The following is a 15,453-nucleotide window of genomic DNA, read 5'->3' as shown; positions in this document are numbered from 1 at the left end:
GCCGATTTAACGATCTTGTTGTCGAGGCAGGGCGGTCGGCAGTTTTCGGTTCCTCGCGGCCGTCACGTACCAATTCCGAATCTCTCAACAAGGGCCGTGGCCGCGCAGGCGAATGACCGGTTCCTCGCGGTCTTCCCCTCTGTTGGGGTGCTTTCGAAAACTTTTCGGCAACCCATCAAACGCATAATGCGGTCTCGAATCAGGATGGGGACCGATGGCCAAAGCCACTACGAAACGTCGACGCCGCAGTTCGGGCCGAAGCACCAGCAAACAGGGCGGCATGGCGCCGTGGTATCTGGCCGCAGCGCTCACCCTTGGCGGCGTCATGGCCTACGACCATCGCGCCGAGTTGCGGCACTGGCCGGTGGTTTCGGATGTCATGGCCTTTGCATCGCGATCGGAAACGAAGCCGAAGCCTCAGCGCGCGGTTCCTGAAGCGCAGGAGCGCGTTGCGCAGCTGGCGGATAGGCACAAACCAAATCCGAAGCCCAACCCAGCGACGAAGGTTGTCCTGGCCGCCCCGGTGCCGTCGGTGAATGTCGGCGTCACGCCGCCAACCCCTCTCGTGCGGCCGAATGAAGAGGTGAAGACGGCATCCATCCGTACCGATCAGTTCTATTTTTGCGGCATTCGCAACGACAACTGCGTGATCGATGGCGCGACCTTCGTCTTCCATGGCGAGACGATCCGCGTCGCCGATGTCGATGCACCGCGAATCCGCCAGGCAAGCTGCGACAAGGAGCGTTCGCGCGGCTTCTACGCCAAGCAGCGCCTGCGCGAATTGCTGAATGCAGGCGACTTCAGGCTGATCTCGGCGGGAGGGCGATCAGATGCCAAGGCCGGCGAGAAACTGCGCCTGGTCACACGCGGTGACCAATCTCTTGGACGTGTACTCGTTTCCGAGGGGCTCGTGCGGCCGTGGGAAGGGCGCCCGACGCCCTGGTGCTGAGATCAGCTGGGAGACGATCGGCGGTCATCGTCGATCGTTCTGTGGAAAGTATCCGTCCTGCAATTCGACGGCGCGTTTTTCAGAAAATGCCTCTTGCGGTTTTTCGGCAATCATTCTAAATCCGCGCCAACGCTTGGTTATCCGAGCTGTGAGGCCTCGTGGCGGAGTGGTGACGCAGAGGACTGCAAATCCTTGTACCCCGGTTCAATTCCGGGCGAGGCCTCCAATAATCTCACCTCGTTAAATTTGGTTTGGCGTTCTGCCTTAGGGCAGCGCGGTAAAATTCGCGACACGTCCGCGCAAGCCACGTCTCCTATGCCTCCGTCGGATCTTATCGCTTCGGTGAATTCGGTAGAGGGGGAACGATGACTCCGCTGAGATCAACCGCATCGGTAGCGTCCGTCAACATTAAGAACGGAGGCAATGGCATCAATGAAAAAGAGACTGATCCTGACGGCGTTGGCGTGTTTTGCGGCGACCGCTATTGAGGCGCGCGCGGACGACCTGGTTTTCCAGCTGAAGAACAACACCGGCGCGGTACTGACGAATTTCTATACGTCGCCGGTCGGCGTCAATGAATGGGAAGACGATGTTTTCGGTCGGCAGGTCCTTAACCCCGGCGAGAGCATGGAGATCACCATTGCCGACGGGCGGGACGTCTGCAAATACGACATGCGATTCGAATTCGAGGAAGGCTCGGCCCTCGATACGACCGAGGACACGCAGGATCTCTGCGAACTCGGCGAATACACGATCCACGAATAAGCGATCTGGATTTCAGGTCGCCTTAAATGGAAAGAGCCTCGCCACTTTCAGTGGCGAGGCTCTTCTGATTCGGCGTTCTGCCTGGAATTCAATGGTAGCGGCGGATCAGCCCGACGAGCTTGCCCTGGATCTTCACGCGATCCGGTCCGAAAATGCGCGTCTCGTAGGCGGGGTTGGCCGCTTCGAGCGCAATCGACGCGCCCTTGCGACGGAAGCGCTTCAGCGTCGCTTCCTCGTCGTCCACGAGCGCCACGATGATGTCGCCGGGATTGGCCGAGTTGCCGTTGCGGATGATCACCGTGTCGCCATCGAAGATGCCGGCCTCGATCATCGAATCGCCCTTTACTTCGAGGGCGTAATGCTCGCCGCTGCCGATCATGTCGAGCGGAACGGTAATGTCATGGGTGTTGTTCTGGATCGCCGAGATCGGCACGCCGGCAGCGATGCGCCCCATCACCGGGACGGAAACAGACGTGCTTTCGGCGACCGGCGCCGGCTTCGGCGTGGCAGGAGCGGCGGCCGGCGGCTTTCCGAGGCTGCCCTCGATCACGCTCGGCGAGAAGCCCCTGCGCGGCTGTTGCTGGCCGGCGGCGTAGGCTTCCGGAAGCTTGATGACTTCGAGCGCGCGTGCCCGGTTCGGCAACCGGCGAATGAACCCGCGTTCTTCGAGCGCCGTGATCAAGCGGTGAATGCCGGACTTCGACGCCAGGTCGAGCGCATCCTTCATTTCATCGAAAGACGGCGGTACGCCCGACTCCTTCATGCGTTCGTGGATGAACAGAAGCAATTCCTGTTGCTTGCGGGTCAGCATGGCACGTCGCTCCAGAGGCGTGAAACAAATCAAGAACAGACACTATCTGTTCCATATGTGTTCCGCAAGTGCCTAAAACTCCGTGAATTCAGGCAATTGGCTGCTTCTGTGGGGGGCGATTGGTCACTTTTGCGGGAGCGGGGCGGTTTTCGGCGACGGTTGCGTCCCAAAACAGCGCCGGGCAGGTCAATCGCGCGCGTGATTCGAAAGAATCGCGGCTCTCTTCGCGGAGAGACTTAAGTCGCTTGCGAGGCCGAGCAGGCGTCTTCGAACTCCTTCACCGTTTCGGCGCTGTTGTCTTCCGGAAGCACTGCGTCGGCCGCATCGGTCGCAACGGGCGTATCGCCGTCATAAACGAAGGACTGGATGTAGAACGCGAGCGCGCCCTTCCAAACATTGCGTCCATCGATCTGATGGCACGGCACGGCCCGTTCGAAATCGGTCTGGAGTTCATCCACCGTCGCGGCACTGAGCTTGACGTCAGGCATATTGGGCGATGCGACTATCGAAGCGAGAAGCAGGGCGGCAAGCACGGTGATCGTCCACTTGATGAAGGGGTGGGACTACGGGTTGGTAAACGATGTGAACCGCGCTTTCGTTCCGAAGTCCAGCAAGCATGGCGATCACTCTGCCATGTTCAACAGCTCTTTGCCCGCAGGCTGTGGCTGATTTGCGCCAGCCGCTCCATCTCAAGCTCGTCTCGGCCGTTCTTCATGGACCGGCGCGGAGAATGCATCGGAGCTGCCAGCTTTCGCATCGGGCCTGGGGCGCGCAAAAATCCCTGCGGGGAAGGGCCTTCACCGTCTCGACAGGCCTCTAAAAAAAGATAACTTTGCGTGGATAGTGGGGTGGTTGCATGCATAGATTGTCGTTGGTGGTGCTCGGCCTGTTGCTCACGGCTGGAGCGGCGTCTGCCGAAGAAGGGCGTTCGAATATCTGGAAACGGATCAACGCCTGGACGGTGGGATCCGATCCTTCCCTGGGAGGCTCGTGTTACGCGGCGACGAGCTATGACGCCGGCGCTATCCTTCGTATCGGCTTTTATCCGCGGGGATCGACGAACCTGGCGTTTCTTTCGATCGGCAATGCCGAATGGAAATCAATCGAGCCGCAGCGGGAATACGATGTGGCCTTGCAGCTCGACCGTGGTCGTCAGTGGCCGGCCGTTGCGTTCGGTGTTGATCTGACCGGAGCCAAGGCCCTTGTCGTCAACTTTTCCAACACCGACTTCTTTACCGAATTCGTTCGCAAAAACACCTTGGCGCTGGCCTTCGAGGGGCGCGTCGTCGCGAGCCTCAGCCTGCGTGATTCGATGAAGGCGGTAAGCGAGATGTTCAAGTGCCAGGAGGCGGTGAGCGCCTTGATCCCGAATGGCGGTCAGGGAGCGGCGAACGATCCCTTTGCGGGCGCCGGTGGCAATGCGCCGAACAACGATCCCTTTGCCGGCGGCGGCCAGACCAAGTCGTCGAAAGATCCTTTCGCCATGTGATGGGCGCGTCCGCTTGCCGCAGAGAGGTGAATATTCCTAAAATATTGCCTGGGATCGGCTAGGCACCCTCGACAGTGACGGGGGGACCTATCAAAATGCGGGCAAACGGGGGTTTTGCATGCGTAGATTGCTGGTCGGATTGGTAAGCTGTCTGATCGCCGCGGGATCGGCCGCGGCTGAGGAGTCCGAAATCATCAAGTGGAAGGATGTCGACGGCTGGACCGTTGCATCCGACACCTCGATGGAGGGCTCCTGCTTCATCTCGTCGGTATTCGACGGCGGGGTCACCTTGCGCCTTGGGTTCTATCCCAAGGGCTCCGAGTCGCCGCTCTATATGAGCTTCGCCAGCGACGACTGGAGGTCGCTCGAGGTCGGCAAAGAGTACGACCTGACCTTCCGCTTCGACAAGACCGATCCCTGGAGCGCTTCGGCGACCGCTGCCGGTGATGCGAGCGGAAAGTTTCTGTTCGTGAACGTCACCGACGCCCAGTTCCTGACGGGCTTCGTGCGCAAGCGGGCCTTGGCCATCGCGTTTGAAGATCGCGTCATCGCAAATCTCAGCCTGCGCGGCACCGGCCCGGCGGCCGACGAGCTGATGAAATGCCAGCGGGCGGTCGACGAGATCATCGCCGACGAGGGCCGCAAGTCCAAGGAGAAGAAAGCCGACCCGTTCAGTGCACCGAGCGAGAAGCGATCGGCGCGGGATCCGTTCAGCCTCTGAAAACAGGTGGCCACGGGATCGGGCAGCGTTTCGCGAAGGCCGGACGGTGGCTTAGCATGGTGGTGTCCCCAGAGAGACTCGAACTGGCGATCTGCTGATGACAAATCAGCCGCTGTTCCGATACCTCGGCAACCGGGCACCTACTGATCGTTTTGGTGGAGCCGAAGGGAGTCGAACCCTCGACCTCCGCAGTGCGATTGCGGCGCTCTCCCAACTGAGCTACGGCCCCGTAGCATTCAGTCAACACGACCGGCGCCGATCCTGTCAATACGCGCGCCAGCGCGCCCGCTCGAACGCCGTTGCACGATCTGCGTTGTTCGATCCGGCCGGGCGCCGAAGGCAGTCGGTCTCTGAACCGCTTCTGCACTCCACCCATTGTCGAACTCTGCCGGCGGGTTTACGCTGCAACCTGACGATGGCGCTACGTGAACTGCGTTGAAATGTTGGCGGTATACGCCAAGCAGGAAATGACGTCCGGGCACTGGCGGTGAGCGCCATGATGCTCGAGCCAATTACACGATTTTCGTATGTGAGATAGGCCCCTGCCGGCCCACTGTTCCCATAAGAAACCTCTCCGTGGCCCGGCGATTGGAGGAGGATTGGCAAATGGCTCAGGCGATGAAGGCAGCCGTCGTTCGGCAATTCGGCGCGCCCCTGACGATCGAGGAAGTGGCAGTGCCCACGCCGCAGCCGGGACAGATCCTGGTGAAATACGAAGCAACGGGCGTTTGCCATACCGATCTCCATGCTGCAAATGGCGACTGGCCGGTGAAGCCCAGCCCACCATTCATTCCCGGGCACGAGGGTGTCGGCTATGTCTCGGCGGTCGGCGCCGGTGTCAAAAGAGTGAAAGAGGGCGACAGGGTCGGCGTTCCCTGGCTTCACAGCGCCTGCGGCTACTGTCCGCATTGCCGCACCGGTTGGGAGACGCTGTGTGCGGCCCAGTCGAACACGGGATACTCGGTCAACGGGACATTCGCCGAATATGGCCTGGCGGATCCTGATTTCGTTGGCAGCCTGCCCAATGGGCTGGAGTTCGGTCCTGCCGCGCCGGTTCTGTGTGCCGGGGTCACCGTTTACAAGGGGTTGAAGGAAACGGAAGTCCGTCCCGGTGAATGGGTTGCCATCTCCGGCATCGGGGGGCTTGGCCACATGGCCGTGCAGTACGCAAAGGCGATGGGCATGCATGTCGTCGCGGCGGACATCTTCGACGACAAGCTGGCACTTGCAAAGCAATTGGGCGCCGACCTGACAGTCAACGGCAAGGCCAAGGATGCGGTCGAGCAGGTAATCAAGGCCACCGGCGGCGTGCATGGAGCGCTTGTGACTGCAGTCTCGCCCGCTGCGATGGAACAGGCGTTCGGTTTCCTGCGTTCGCGCGGCACCATGGCGCTCGTCGGCTTGCCCCCAGGTATGATCTCGGTACCGGTCTTTGAGACTGTTCTTAAGCGCATCACCGTGCGTGGATCGATCGTCGGCACCCGCCAGGACCTGGAAGAGTCGCTCCAGTTCGCCGCTGAAGGCAAAGTCGCGCCGCATTTCTCGTGGGATAGCCTCGAGAATATCAACGAGATCTTCCGCCGCATGGAAGCCGGGAAGATCGACGGTCGCATCGTGATGAGCCTGCAGTAATCGACTTTGACAGGCCCGGCTGGTCGAGGCTCGCCGGGTCCGTGTCGATGCCCAAGCGACACGTGTCGAGCATTTACTCTTATGCGCCTTCCTTAGATCGCCGGTCACCAGAGGGCCTTCCGGCGAGATGCCGATAGACCTTTTGCAGAAAGGAAATGGCAATGAGCAAAGGCATGTTCTCAGACCAGCATGCACTGTCCAGGCGCGATCTCCTGCTGGTGGCGGGAACTGCGGCGGCCACGCTAACAGCCTACAGTCATGCTGCCCGTGCCGCGCCAGGCCCAAGCAACCTCGTGATCAACGACGTGAAGCGGGATGAGGACGTCTTTGCCTATATCAGCAGGATCAAGGGCGGCTTTGACGAGACGACCTATCGGCAGGTTCTGGGATGCGCGAATGCGTTCAAGGAAGGAGACCAGACGATCGCCGTGGCTGCGGAAAATGATACGTCCCGAACGAACGCCCGAGCCCTCCTGGCAAGAACGAAAATCACAGACCTCGATCAGCACCCGCTGTTTGAGGACGATCTGCAACGACTGATTTGGCAGACCACCGACAGGGCTCAACAAGAAAAGCTGAAAGACTGGACGATGGGCCAGCTGAAGGAGTTTCTTCTGACCAAATCGGAAGATGAGATCAAAGGCGTCATGTATGGCCTGACCAGCGATACCATCGGCTGCGTGCCGAAGCTGATGAGCAATGAAGAGTTGATCACCGTCAGCCAGAAGATTTTCAATGTCATGCCCGGCACCAAGTTGGGCGCCAAGGGATACATGGGCGCACGTATCCAGCCGAATTCGCCGACCGACCACCCCGACGACATCATGTGGCAGGTCTTCGATGCGTTTTCCTATGCGACCGGCGACATCGTCATCGGCACCAACCCGGTGGACAGCACCGTCGACAGCGTCGTCACGGTGGAGCGGGCGCTCAAGGACATCGTGGATACGTTCAAGCTGGTCGACGTCATTCCGTGGTGCGTGCTCGCTCACATCGACGTCCAAGGCGAAGTGAGCGAGGACTTCCCCGGCACAGTTTCCACCGTGTTCCAGAGCCTTGCCGGTACGGATGATTGCAACAAGATCTTCGATATAACCAATGAGAAGATCCTGAAGTACGCGCGCGCCAAGGCAGGGGAGCGGTACGGCCTTTACTTCGAAACCGGACAGGGCTCGGAATTCACCAACGGCGCGGCAAACGGCGTCGACATGATGGTGCTTGAGTCCCGGAAGTACGGGTTCAGCCGGGCTGTCGGCATGGAGCTTGCGAAAGTGCAGCCGAAAGGCGCATGGCTGCATGTCAACGATGTTGCCGGCTTCATTGGGCCGGAGGTCTTCAAGAGCCGAGAACAACTCGTGCGGTGCTGCCTCGAGGACATGGTCATGGGCAAGCTCCATGGGCTGACCATCGGTCTCGATATATGCACGACCCTGCACATGACCGTCAGCCTGGACGATCTGGATTGGTGCCAGGACCAGATCATGCCGGCCAATCCGGCCTATCTGATTGCTCTGCCGACCAAGAACGACCCGATGTTGAGCTATCTCACGACCGCATTTCAGGACCACGTACGCGTGAGGGATAAGTTCGGCTTCAAGGTCAACGATGCGATGTGGGATTTCTACAAACGCCTTGGAATTGTCGGCAAAGACAACAGCTACACGTCAAAATACGGCGATCCTCTTTGGGTCTATTATCAGTACCGCCTCGCCAAGGGGGACAAGCGCTCCAAGGACGCCGTTTACGCCGAGGGCAGGCGGATGATGACGGAGGTCGAGGCAAGAGGCGTCGACCTGGCCACGGGCCACGGTGAGAAGATATGGGATCTCAACCCGGCGCTCGCGACGAAGGTGAGGGGTCTTTACGACGACGCCAAACTCTCGCTTTGGGCCGAACTTACGCCGGATTTCATTGCGGCCGTGCCCAGCGTCGTCCCGGTTCGCACGCTGTCCAAGGATCGGAACGACTACATCGCGCACCCGACCACCGGTGAAACGCTGAGCCCGGACTCAATCAAGGCGATCGAAGCGATCAGGGCGTCGTGGAAAGGCGATATGCCCAAGGGCCAGATCGTCATTTCAGATGGCCTGAACGCCAAGGCCATCATGGATGACGGCCATCTTTCGCCCTATCTGGAGGAAATGCGCAGGCTGCTCGGCGATGCCGGCGTCTCGGTGAGCGACAAGAATATCCTGGTCACCAGCGGCAGGGTGCGGGCTGGCTACAGGATCGGCGAGACGTTGTTTGCCGACGCCGATCCCAACACGTTTCGAGGAGTTCTCCACATCATCGGCGAGCGGCCCGGAACCATGCACCACGCCTACTCGGTCTACATCACCGTCGCCAAAGGAAAGCGCTGGTCGGAGAAGGACATCGATCACGACATGACGAAGCTGGTCAGCAACGTCGCCGATACCGCACTTGCACCCAAGGAGGCGGCGAAGGAAACCCTGACCATTATCCGGGAGATCATCGGCAAGGACGTCAACGGCAGCCGGCGCTTCGGGTGATCGCGCATTGCAGGGTTCCTAACGGCGTTGCGCCCTCAGCGACATCATCGCCGCTTAAGGGCGTGTCATATGCGGCGGTGCGACGATGGGATCAGAACCGCTTCTTCAGGAAATAGCGCGCAATCGCCCCATCACCGCCTTCGAGTTCACCGAAGACTTCGAAGCCGAGTTTCTCGTAGAAAGGCCGCGCCTGGAATTCGAAGGTGTCGAGCCAGAGGCCGACATAGCCGCGCTGACGGGCGATTGTCTCCGCTTGCTCGATCAGGCGGCGGCCGAGACCCTGGCCGCGATATTGTTCGGGAACGGCGAGATAGCGGATGAAGGCCCAGCCATAACCGTCCGTCGCGTACAAGCCGCCTGTTGCGTTTCTCGTCTCGGGGTGGCGCAGCACGATGGCAAATCCAGGCAGATCGGCCATGCCGCTGTGGGCGTCGTTATAGGCATCCAGCGGCGCGACGATGCCGCGCAGGTCATCTTTGCTCGGGTCTTCGAGAATGATGTCGATGATCGGGGCGGACATGACGAGAACTCGGGTTGCAGTATGGCGGTTCCACGCAAGCACTTAGGCGAAGAACGAAAGCTGTCGCTCTCCTTCGCTTCGGGCGACCGTGCGTTGGCGAAACCGTTCTAGAAAATTACGAATGACAAATTCGACGCAACCCCGATCATTCGTGTCCTGCCTGAGACGAAGGCTATTGATTCTCTTGGCTACGAATACCGACTGCCTAGTAGAAATCTTAAATTGCCTCTGAAGTTTATCCCCGGTGACACCACTTTTTAGATAACTATGAGGGACAACCAAAAGAACAGCGAAAGTGTCAGCCTGCCATTCGGCACTGTTAAACGTCTCTGCCTTGCTTATCTCTTTTTTGTAAGCTCCAGTTGAGTAGTGTTTTGTTTCCCTATTCATGTTGTGGTGCAGCAGGATATGCCCAAATTCATGAGCAAGTATCTTTCTTGCATAGAAATACCCAGAACAAGCGTCATTGTAAACGCTTTCAGATACCACTATGCAAGTAGATTCATTCGTGACGAAAGCCTGACTTCCGTCCATATTCCGATCTTCTTCGATGAAGAGATGAAATTCCGGAATTATTTTGACGAGATCAACTTCGAGAAATCGAATAATATCGAATTCGTGATCATCGCTGATATCACAGAGTGACCTGGTCGCACGTGCCAAGCCATTCAGCACCCCCCCAGACAGGGCCTTTGACGCATAGAGATCCTTAGCCATCAGCGACCTCGTAGCAAAACTACATTGTCAGAAGACTGTCTCGGTTCCGCTTGGTCCTTGAGGGCGTTTTTTACTTCGGTCATCGAGAGCCCAAGAACGCCAGTGACTTTAGCGACATAAGTTTCAGAGGGGGAAATAAATCCCCGCTCTATTTTCTCGATGTCCATGACCGCGATTTTCATCTGCTTTGCCAACTCCCGCCGGGTCATGTTCATGCGGGCGCGTCCGCGGCGACATAGTCACCAAAGGCAGAAAGCGTGTGAGAATATGCGAAAACGACCTAAATATTGGCCAAATCGCTCGTAAGTCATTGAGTTTTAGACGACGTTTCCCGAAAACCGATCCGGAATTGGCCAATTCGGAAGCTACAACTGGCCAACTGAACAAGGCATCAAAAAAGCCGGGCAGAATCCGGCTTCGTTGAACATCTCACCTGGAGAAGATTATATCCGCTCGATGTCCGATCTGTGTTGGTTTCCGCGCGGAACTGAGCCGGTTTTTCCACCGAGAAGTGAGCCACCTCTGAGTATGGTTTTCTGATCAGGGTTTGGTCAAGGGATTGGCTTTTTCTCCTCTCTTCTGGGCCGCAGCGGCCGAGCTGGCTTTGAAGCGGAAGCTGTCGTTGCCGGTTTCCAGGATGTGACAACGATGGGTCAGACGATCGAGGAGAGCGGTCGTCATCTTGGCGTCGCCGAAGACCGTGGCCCATTCGCTGAAGCTGAGGTTGGTGGTGATCACCACGCTGGTCCGCTCGTAGAGCTTGCTCAGCAGGTGGAAGAGTAATGCGCCGCCGGAGGCGCTGAACGGCAGGTATCCCAACTCGTCCAGGATCAGCACGTCGAGCCTGACCAACGTCTCTGCGATCTGGCCCGCCTTGCCCTTGGCCTTTTCCTGCTCGAGCGCGTTGACCAATTCGATGGTCGAGAAGAAGCGGACCTTTCGGCGATGATGCTCGATCGCCTGAATGCCGAGTGCTGTCGCGACATGTGTTTTGCCTGTGCCCGGCCCGCCGACGAGCACGATATTCTGCGCTCCGTCCATGAACTCGCATCGGTGCAACTGGCGCACGGTCGCTTCGTTGATCTCGCTGGCGGCGAAGTCGAAGCCGGAGAGGTCCTTGTAGGCCGGGAAGCGGGCAGCCTTCATGTGATAGGCGATGGATCGAACCTCGCGCTCGGCCATTTCGGCTTTCAGCAACTGGGACAGGACCGGCACGGCCGCGTCGAAGGCCGGAGCCCCTTGCTCGATCAGGTCCGTGACGGCCTGGGCCATGCCATACATCTTCAGGCTGCGCAGCATGATGACGACGGTACGCGCTGGCAGGATCATGACGCATGGCGACCTCCTACGATCCGGACGCGCAAGCCGTCGTAGCGTTCGACATTGGCCTTGGGTTCACGCAGCAAGGTCAGCGCCTGTGGCGTATCGATGTCCGGGCCGTCGGTCGTCTTGCCGTCGATCAGCCGGTGCAGAAGATTCAGCACGTGCGTCTTGGTCGCCACGCCCGCATCCAGAGCCAGTTCCACAGCCCTGACGACGACCTGTTCGTCGTGATGAAGCACAAGCGCGAGGATATCGACCATCTCACGGTCACCGCCAGGGCGGCGAAGCATCTGGTCCTGGAATTGCCGAAAGGCCAACGGCAATTCCAGGAAGGGCGCACCATTGCGCAAGGCACCGGGCTTGCGCTGGATGACCGCAAGGTAATGCCGCCAGTCGTAAATCGTTCGCGGCGGTTTGTCGTGGCTGCGCTCAATGACCCGCGCATGTTCGCATAGGATATTGCCCTCGGCCGCAACGACCAGCCGCTCAGGGTAAATCCGCAGGCTGACGGGCCGGTTCGCAAAGGATGCAGGCACACTGTAGCGGTTCCGTTCGAAGGTAATGAGGCATGTCGGTGAGACGCGTTTGCTTTGCTCGACGAAGCCGTCAAAAGCGCTAGGCAACGCCATCAACGCGGCCTGCTCTGCGACCCAAATGTCGGCGATCGTGCCAGGCAAGGTGCCGTGCGATGTCTCCCGCCACAGGTTCTGGCAATGCTGTTCCAGCCAGGCATTCAATGCCGCCAAATCTGGGAAGTCCGGCATCTGTTGCCACAGCCGTGGACGGGCATCCTGGACGTTCTTCTCGACCTGACCCTTCTCCCAGCCTGCCGCCGGATTGCAGAACTCGGGTTCGAAGACGTAGTGGTTCGTCATCGCCAGGAAGCGGATGTTGACCTGCCGCTCCTTGCCCCGTCCCACGCGATCGACCGCCGTCTTCATGTTGTCATAGATGCCGCGACCAGGCACGCCGCCGAACACCCGGAAGCCGTGCCAGTGGGCATCGAACAGCATCTCATGCGTCTGCAGTAAGTAGGCTCTGAGCAGAAAAGCACGGCTGTGCGACAGCTTGATGTGCGCGACCTGAAGCTTCACGCGCTCTCCGCCTATGACGGCATAGTCCTCGCTCCAATCGAACTGGAATGCCTCACCTGGGCGGAAAGACAGCGGAACGAATATGCCGCGGCCCGTCGTCTGCTGCTCACGCTGCCGATCAGCCCGCCAATCACGGGCGAAAGCGGCCACCCGGCCATAAGAGCCGGCAAAGCCAAGAGCCACCAGATCGGCGTGAACCTGCTTCAACGTTCGACGCTGCTTGCGCGACTTCCCGGCCTCGGTCTTCAGCCAGCCGGCCAGTTTATCGGCAAAAGGATCGAGCTTGCTTGGTCGCTCTGGTATCGCGAACTTCGGTTCGATCGTGCCAGCGCTCAAGTACTTCGCGATCGTGTTGCGCGACAATCCGGTTCGTCGGCTGATCTCGCGAACCGACAGCTTCTCGCGCAGTGCCATCCGACGGATGATGTTTAAAAGTCCCATGTGGATCACTCCGTTGCCCCCGTCGCTCACCGCGTTGAGGGGAAGGTTCACATGGCTCAATTCTCAATGGAAATTATGCGCCTAACCGGCTCAGTTCCGCGCGGAAACCAACAGCTAACGACAGGATGGATGGCGGGTGAGGGTAGTACTAGGAATCGACACGGCCTGGACTGAGCGCGAGCCAAGCGGCGTTGCCTTGATCGCCGATGACGGTTCTGGATGGAGATTGCTCGAAGTCGCCGCGTCCTATGCGGAATTCCTTCGCGATCGCGCTGAACTATCCCGTATCCTTCGTCATCGAGGATCCACGCCTGATGCGGGCGCCCTGATATCCGCGGCTGCCGCCAAGGCTGGCGCGAGCATTGATTTAGTAGCCGTCGACATGCCGCTTGCAACTTTTCCGATTGCGGGACGCAGGCTGTCGGACAATCTGATCTCGTCAGCATACGGGGCGAGGCACGCGAGCACACATACACCAAGTAGCGCGCGTCCCGGCAAGATCAGCGATGAGCTAAGGGAGGGCTTCGGACGCGTGGGGCTCCAACTGGCAACGACGACCCTTGGGAACCGAAGCCTGATCGAGGTGTATCCGCATCCAGCATTGATCGAACTGGCGATGGCCGAACGGCGACTTCCGTACAAGGTTTCCAAGATCAGAAAATATTGGCCGGATGATAAACCCGACATGCGGCGACAGAACCTTCTCGAGGTCTGGAAAGGAATCGTCACCCTGCTGGATGGTCGGATTCACGGCGTGGCCGCACTGCTTCCTGCGCCTTCGTTTAGTGCCGTCGGTCATGAAATGAAGGCATACGAGGACATGCTGGACGCCGTCGTGTGCGCTTGGGTGGGGGCATGCGCTCTCGACAAGCGAGCTATGGCCTATGGCGACGAAACGTCAGCGATATGGGTGCCAACCGTGGCCCCACTTTGAAGGCAGGAAATTAGGCGAACGCCTTCCTGAAAATTCCTCCTCGTTGAAGCGAACTTGGTTGTGTCGCGCTTACACTAAGTGTGCGCGGTTTACGTTGAGTGGGTCTTGGTCCTATGCGCTCAACGGAGGCCCGGAAACTTCGAGTGTAAGGGTAGCAACTGCCAGATTTTGCTACCTATCCGCACTTTTTTACTAGCGCGGCAATCGCCCTATCAGCACAACGTTGTCGGTGCGGTTGCCGCAATCGCAGCGGAATCGGCTGCGCAGGTTCATCAGGTATTGGTCCCCCCAACGCTGCAGCACCGCGTCCTTGTTGATCCAACCAATGCGACCGCACGCGGAGCAACGTGCGCCCAGCACCTGCCACTCCTTTAGGCCCTTGATCGTGTTGTACATCCCAGGGTCATGCTCGATGTATGTGGACGGCGGGAAGGGGGCCTTCAGTCTCATTGTTCTGCTCTTCTGCGATCAGAACAAAATAGGAACATGTTCCTATGCAAGTCAAGATCACAGCGAGGCTTGGCCTCCTTGCTCCCCATGAATTGTCACTTTGGGAAAGGCCACCCCTTCTTACTCAAGTTTGTGTTTGCGGGCAGCCGAGGTCTGCTATGAGACCCTGCCTACCGCGCCTCGCTGGGCCTCGCGGTTCTGGCGCGGTGTCCCGGATGGTTGAACGGTGGAAATATGAGAAAGGACGCGCGATGAGTCTTGAAGAAGTCGATGCTTCAGCGTGGTCGAGTCTCGAAGCCGCAACGAACGACCCGCGGTCGGGGTTCAGGTTCGTCAACCTGTGTTCTGTTGATGCGGCAGGCCGCCCGCAGGCGCGCATGGTCGTGCTCCGGCGGGTGGATACGGCGGCTCGTCTTCTCGAAATTCATACCGATGCACGTAGCCCCAAATGGCTCGAATTATCTCGCAATCCCTTCGTCTCCATTCTCGGCTTCTGCGCATCGACCCGAATTCAACTCCGCCTCGCCGGGAGCGTCCAGCTTCATTTCCCTGGCAGCGATCTCGCCGAAAAGGCATGGAGTGGGCTTTCCGTGTGGACGCGAAGCACCTACGCGGGCGGCCCACCGGGAGATGAGCCCGGTGACAATGAACCCGTTCCGGTGATGGACGAGGCCGGTGGGAGGGCCTTTTTCGGAGTCGTAAGTTTCCGCGCCGAGTCCCTGGACTGGTTCGAGCTGCGGCGCGCCGATAACCGTCGCGCATGTTTCGAGTATAGCCATCTAGGCGCACTAATGGTCTCCCGATGGATCAATCCTTGAGATGACCTTGATCGGTGGTGTGGATCCAGTTCGCGCGCGGGAGGAGGACCTTGGTGGCATTGCCTCGAGCGTCGTCCGGCCTCCAGTAGATCAGGCAGGCTAGGCAGCAGCGTGCAGTACTATCGCGCAGGCGTGTATCCAACCGATTGGAAGTGATCCTCAGCCACTTCCGTCAGTGCGATGGCTACGTCGTCGTCCTGCCAGCCAGCCTCCCTACAGTGGCGCACCAGTGTTTGGAAAGCCTGCCGGACGGCGGCCTGGCAGTCTTCAATCCTCCCC

General features: G+C 59.1%; 16 protein-coding genes and 2 tRNA genes. 9 read left to right on the top strand and 9 right to left on the bottom strand.

Annotated elements, in window-relative coordinates:
- The first annotated feature begins 214 nt into the window (after positions 1-214).
- From OVA00_RS29940 to OVA00_RS29930, 3 genes are all read left to right on the top strand, one after another.
- Positions 215-949: a thermonuclease family protein gene (locus tag OVA00_RS29940; protein WP_268090192.1), complete on the top strand. Its 735-nt coding sequence runs from the start codon at positions 215-217 to the stop codon at positions 947-949.
- Between the two features lie 152 nt (positions 950-1,101).
- Positions 1,102-1,175, top strand: a tRNA-Cys gene (locus OVA00_RS29935).
- Positions 1,176-1,372: 197 nt separating this feature from the next.
- Complete coding sequence (locus tag OVA00_RS29930; RefSeq protein WP_060606451.1) at positions 1,373-1,714, top strand: hypothetical protein; 342 nt, start codon at positions 1,373-1,375, stop codon at positions 1,712-1,714.
- An 88-nt stretch (positions 1,715-1,802) separates the two neighbouring features.
- Here OVA00_RS29930 and lexA read toward each other — a convergent pair whose 3' ends face one another.
- Together lexA and OVA00_RS29920 are read right to left on the bottom strand one after the other, a co-directional pair.
- Complete coding sequence (lexA, locus tag OVA00_RS29925; RefSeq protein ID WP_034791199.1) at positions 1,803-2,525, bottom strand: transcriptional repressor LexA; 723 nt, start codon at positions 2,523-2,525, stop codon at positions 1,803-1,805.
- 236 nt (positions 2,526-2,761) lie between these two features.
- Complete coding sequence (locus tag OVA00_RS29920) at positions 2,762-3,013, bottom strand: hypothetical protein (RefSeq protein ID WP_051659219.1); 252 nt, start codon at positions 3,011-3,013, stop codon at positions 2,762-2,764.
- 386 nt (positions 3,014-3,399) lie between these two features.
- Here OVA00_RS29920 and OVA00_RS29915 point away from each other — a divergent pair, with 386 nt between their 5' ends.
- Both OVA00_RS29915 and OVA00_RS29910 read left to right on the top strand, forming a co-directional pair.
- A complete protein-coding gene (locus tag OVA00_RS29915) occupies positions 3,400-4,014 on the top strand; it encodes a hypothetical protein (protein ID WP_192443325.1) in 615 nt (204 codons plus the stop codon).
- Between the two features lie 127 nt (positions 4,015-4,141).
- Positions 4,142-4,735, top strand: coding sequence for a hypothetical protein (locus OVA00_RS29910; protein ID WP_268090191.1), 594 nt, complete (start codon positions 4,142-4,144; stop codon positions 4,733-4,735).
- A 153-nt stretch (positions 4,736-4,888) separates the two neighbouring features.
- Here the strand turns inward: OVA00_RS29910 and OVA00_RS29905 are convergent.
- A tRNA-Ala gene (locus OVA00_RS29905) sits at positions 4,889-4,964 on the bottom strand.
- 377 nt (positions 4,965-5,341) lie between these two features.
- Between OVA00_RS29905 and adhP the strand changes: the two genes are divergently transcribed.
- Both adhP and OVA00_RS29895 read left to right on the top strand, forming a co-directional pair.
- Positions 5,342-6,367: an alcohol dehydrogenase AdhP gene (gene adhP, locus OVA00_RS29900; protein ID WP_034791206.1), complete on the top strand. Its 1,026-nt coding sequence runs from the start codon at positions 5,342-5,344 to the stop codon at positions 6,365-6,367.
- A 161-nt stretch (positions 6,368-6,528) separates the two neighbouring features.
- The gene (locus OVA00_RS29895) at positions 6,529-8,877 is read left to right on the top strand and encodes an ethanolamine ammonia-lyase (RefSeq protein WP_268090190.1); all 2,349 of its coding nucleotides are present in this window, start codon (positions 6,529-6,531) and stop codon (positions 8,875-8,877) included.
- 91 nt (positions 8,878-8,968) lie between these two features.
- Here OVA00_RS29895 and OVA00_RS29890 read toward each other — a convergent pair whose 3' ends face one another.
- The 5 genes from OVA00_RS29890 to istA form a co-directional block, all read right to left on the bottom strand.
- The gene (locus tag OVA00_RS29890; RefSeq protein ID WP_268090189.1) at positions 8,969-9,397 is read right to left on the bottom strand and encodes a GNAT family N-acetyltransferase; all 429 of its coding nucleotides are present in this window, start codon (positions 9,395-9,397) and stop codon (positions 8,969-8,971) included.
- A gap of 42 nt (positions 9,398-9,439) precedes the next feature.
- A complete protein-coding gene (locus tag OVA00_RS29885) occupies positions 9,440-10,114 on the bottom strand; it encodes an ImmA/IrrE family metallo-endopeptidase (RefSeq protein ID WP_268090188.1) in 675 nt (224 codons plus the stop codon).
- The gene (locus OVA00_RS29880) at positions 10,114-10,329 is read right to left on the bottom strand and encodes a helix-turn-helix domain-containing protein (protein WP_268090187.1); all 216 of its coding nucleotides are present in this window, start codon (positions 10,327-10,329) and stop codon (positions 10,114-10,116) included. The genes OVA00_RS29885 and OVA00_RS29880 overlap by 1 nt, the downstream gene beginning before the upstream one ends.
- Before the next feature lie 325 nt (positions 10,330-10,654).
- Positions 10,655-11,443, bottom strand: coding sequence for an IS21-like element helper ATPase IstB (gene istB, locus OVA00_RS29875; RefSeq protein ID WP_326494147.1), 789 nt, complete (start codon positions 11,441-11,443; stop codon positions 10,655-10,657).
- The gene (gene istA / locus OVA00_RS29870; RefSeq protein ID WP_112977380.1) at positions 11,440-12,972 is read right to left on the bottom strand and encodes an IS21 family transposase; all 1,533 of its coding nucleotides are present in this window, start codon (positions 12,970-12,972) and stop codon (positions 11,440-11,442) included. The genes istB and istA overlap by 4 nt, the downstream gene beginning before the upstream one ends.
- 136 nt (positions 12,973-13,108) lie before the next feature.
- On the opposite strand from istA, the gene OVA00_RS29865 reads away from it, so the two are divergent.
- On the top strand, positions 13,109-13,906 hold the full coding sequence (locus tag OVA00_RS29865) for a DUF429 domain-containing protein (protein ID WP_268090186.1): 798 nt from the start codon (positions 13,109-13,111) through the stop codon (positions 13,904-13,906).
- A gap of 192 nt (positions 13,907-14,098) precedes the next feature.
- Here OVA00_RS29865 and OVA00_RS29860 read toward each other — a convergent pair whose 3' ends face one another.
- On the bottom strand, positions 14,099-14,356 hold the full coding sequence (locus tag OVA00_RS29860; protein ID WP_268090185.1) for a hypothetical protein: 258 nt from the start codon (positions 14,354-14,356) through the stop codon (positions 14,099-14,101).
- Positions 14,357-14,607: 251 nt separating this feature from the next.
- Here OVA00_RS29860 and OVA00_RS29855 point away from each other — a divergent pair, with 251 nt between their 5' ends.
- Positions 14,608-15,174, top strand: a complete 567-nt coding sequence (locus OVA00_RS29855; protein ID WP_268090184.1) for a pyridoxamine 5'-phosphate oxidase family protein — start codon at positions 14,608-14,610, stop codon at positions 15,172-15,174.
- Positions 15,175-15,453 lie beyond the last annotated feature (279 nt).

Source organism: Ensifer sp. SL37, from assembly GCF_026672675.1.
Taxonomy (GTDB): Bacteria; Pseudomonadota; Alphaproteobacteria; order Rhizobiales; family Rhizobiaceae; genus Ensifer; species Ensifer adhaerens.
The sequence above is the reverse complement of the archived record's forward strand: the minus strand, read 5'-3'. Positions and strand labels throughout refer to the sequence as shown.

Excerpts from the sequence above, each read along its gene's own strand:
- OVA00_RS29940 (WP_268090192.1), top strand. The coding sequence starts at position 215 with ATGGCCAAAGCCACTACGAAACGTCGACGCCGCAGTTCGGGCCGAAGC.
- OVA00_RS29930 (WP_060606451.1), top strand. The coding sequence starts at position 1,373 with ATGGCATCAATGAAAAAGAGACTGATCCTGACGGCGTTGGCGTGTTTT.
- lexA (WP_034791199.1), bottom strand. The coding sequence starts at position 2,525 with ATGCTGACCCGCAAGCAACAGGAATTGCTTCTGTTCATCCACGAACGC.
- OVA00_RS29920 (WP_051659219.1), bottom strand. The coding sequence starts at position 3,013 with ATGCCTGACGTCAAGCTCAGTGCCGCGACGGTGGATGAACTCCAGACC.
- adhP (WP_034791206.1), top strand. The coding sequence starts at position 5,342 with ATGGCTCAGGCGATGAAGGCAGCCGTCGTTCGGCAATTCGGCGCGCCC.
- OVA00_RS29895 (WP_268090190.1), top strand. The coding sequence starts at position 6,529 with ATGAGCAAAGGCATGTTCTCAGACCAGCATGCACTGTCCAGGCGCGAT.
- OVA00_RS29890 (WP_268090189.1), bottom strand. The coding sequence starts at position 9,397 with ATGTCCGCCCCGATCATCGACATCATTCTCGAAGACCCGAGCAAAGAT.
- OVA00_RS29885 (WP_268090188.1), bottom strand. The coding sequence starts at position 10,114 with ATGGCTAAGGATCTCTATGCGTCAAAGGCCCTGTCTGGGGGGGTGCTG.
- OVA00_RS29880 (WP_268090187.1), bottom strand. The coding sequence starts at position 10,329 with ATGAACATGACCCGGCGGGAGTTGGCAAAGCAGATGAAAATCGCGGTC.
- istB (WP_326494147.1), bottom strand. The coding sequence starts at position 11,443 with ATGATCCTGCCAGCGCGTACCGTCGTCATCATGCTGCGCAGCCTGAAG.
- istA (WP_112977380.1), bottom strand. The coding sequence starts at position 12,972 with ATGGGACTTTTAAACATCATCCGTCGGATGGCACTGCGCGAGAAGCTG.
- OVA00_RS29860 (WP_268090185.1), bottom strand. The coding sequence starts at position 14,356 with ATGAGACTGAAGGCCCCCTTCCCGCCGTCCACATACATCGAGCATGAC.
- OVA00_RS29855 (WP_268090184.1), top strand. The coding sequence starts at position 14,608 with ATGAGTCTTGAAGAAGTCGATGCTTCAGCGTGGTCGAGTCTCGAAGCC.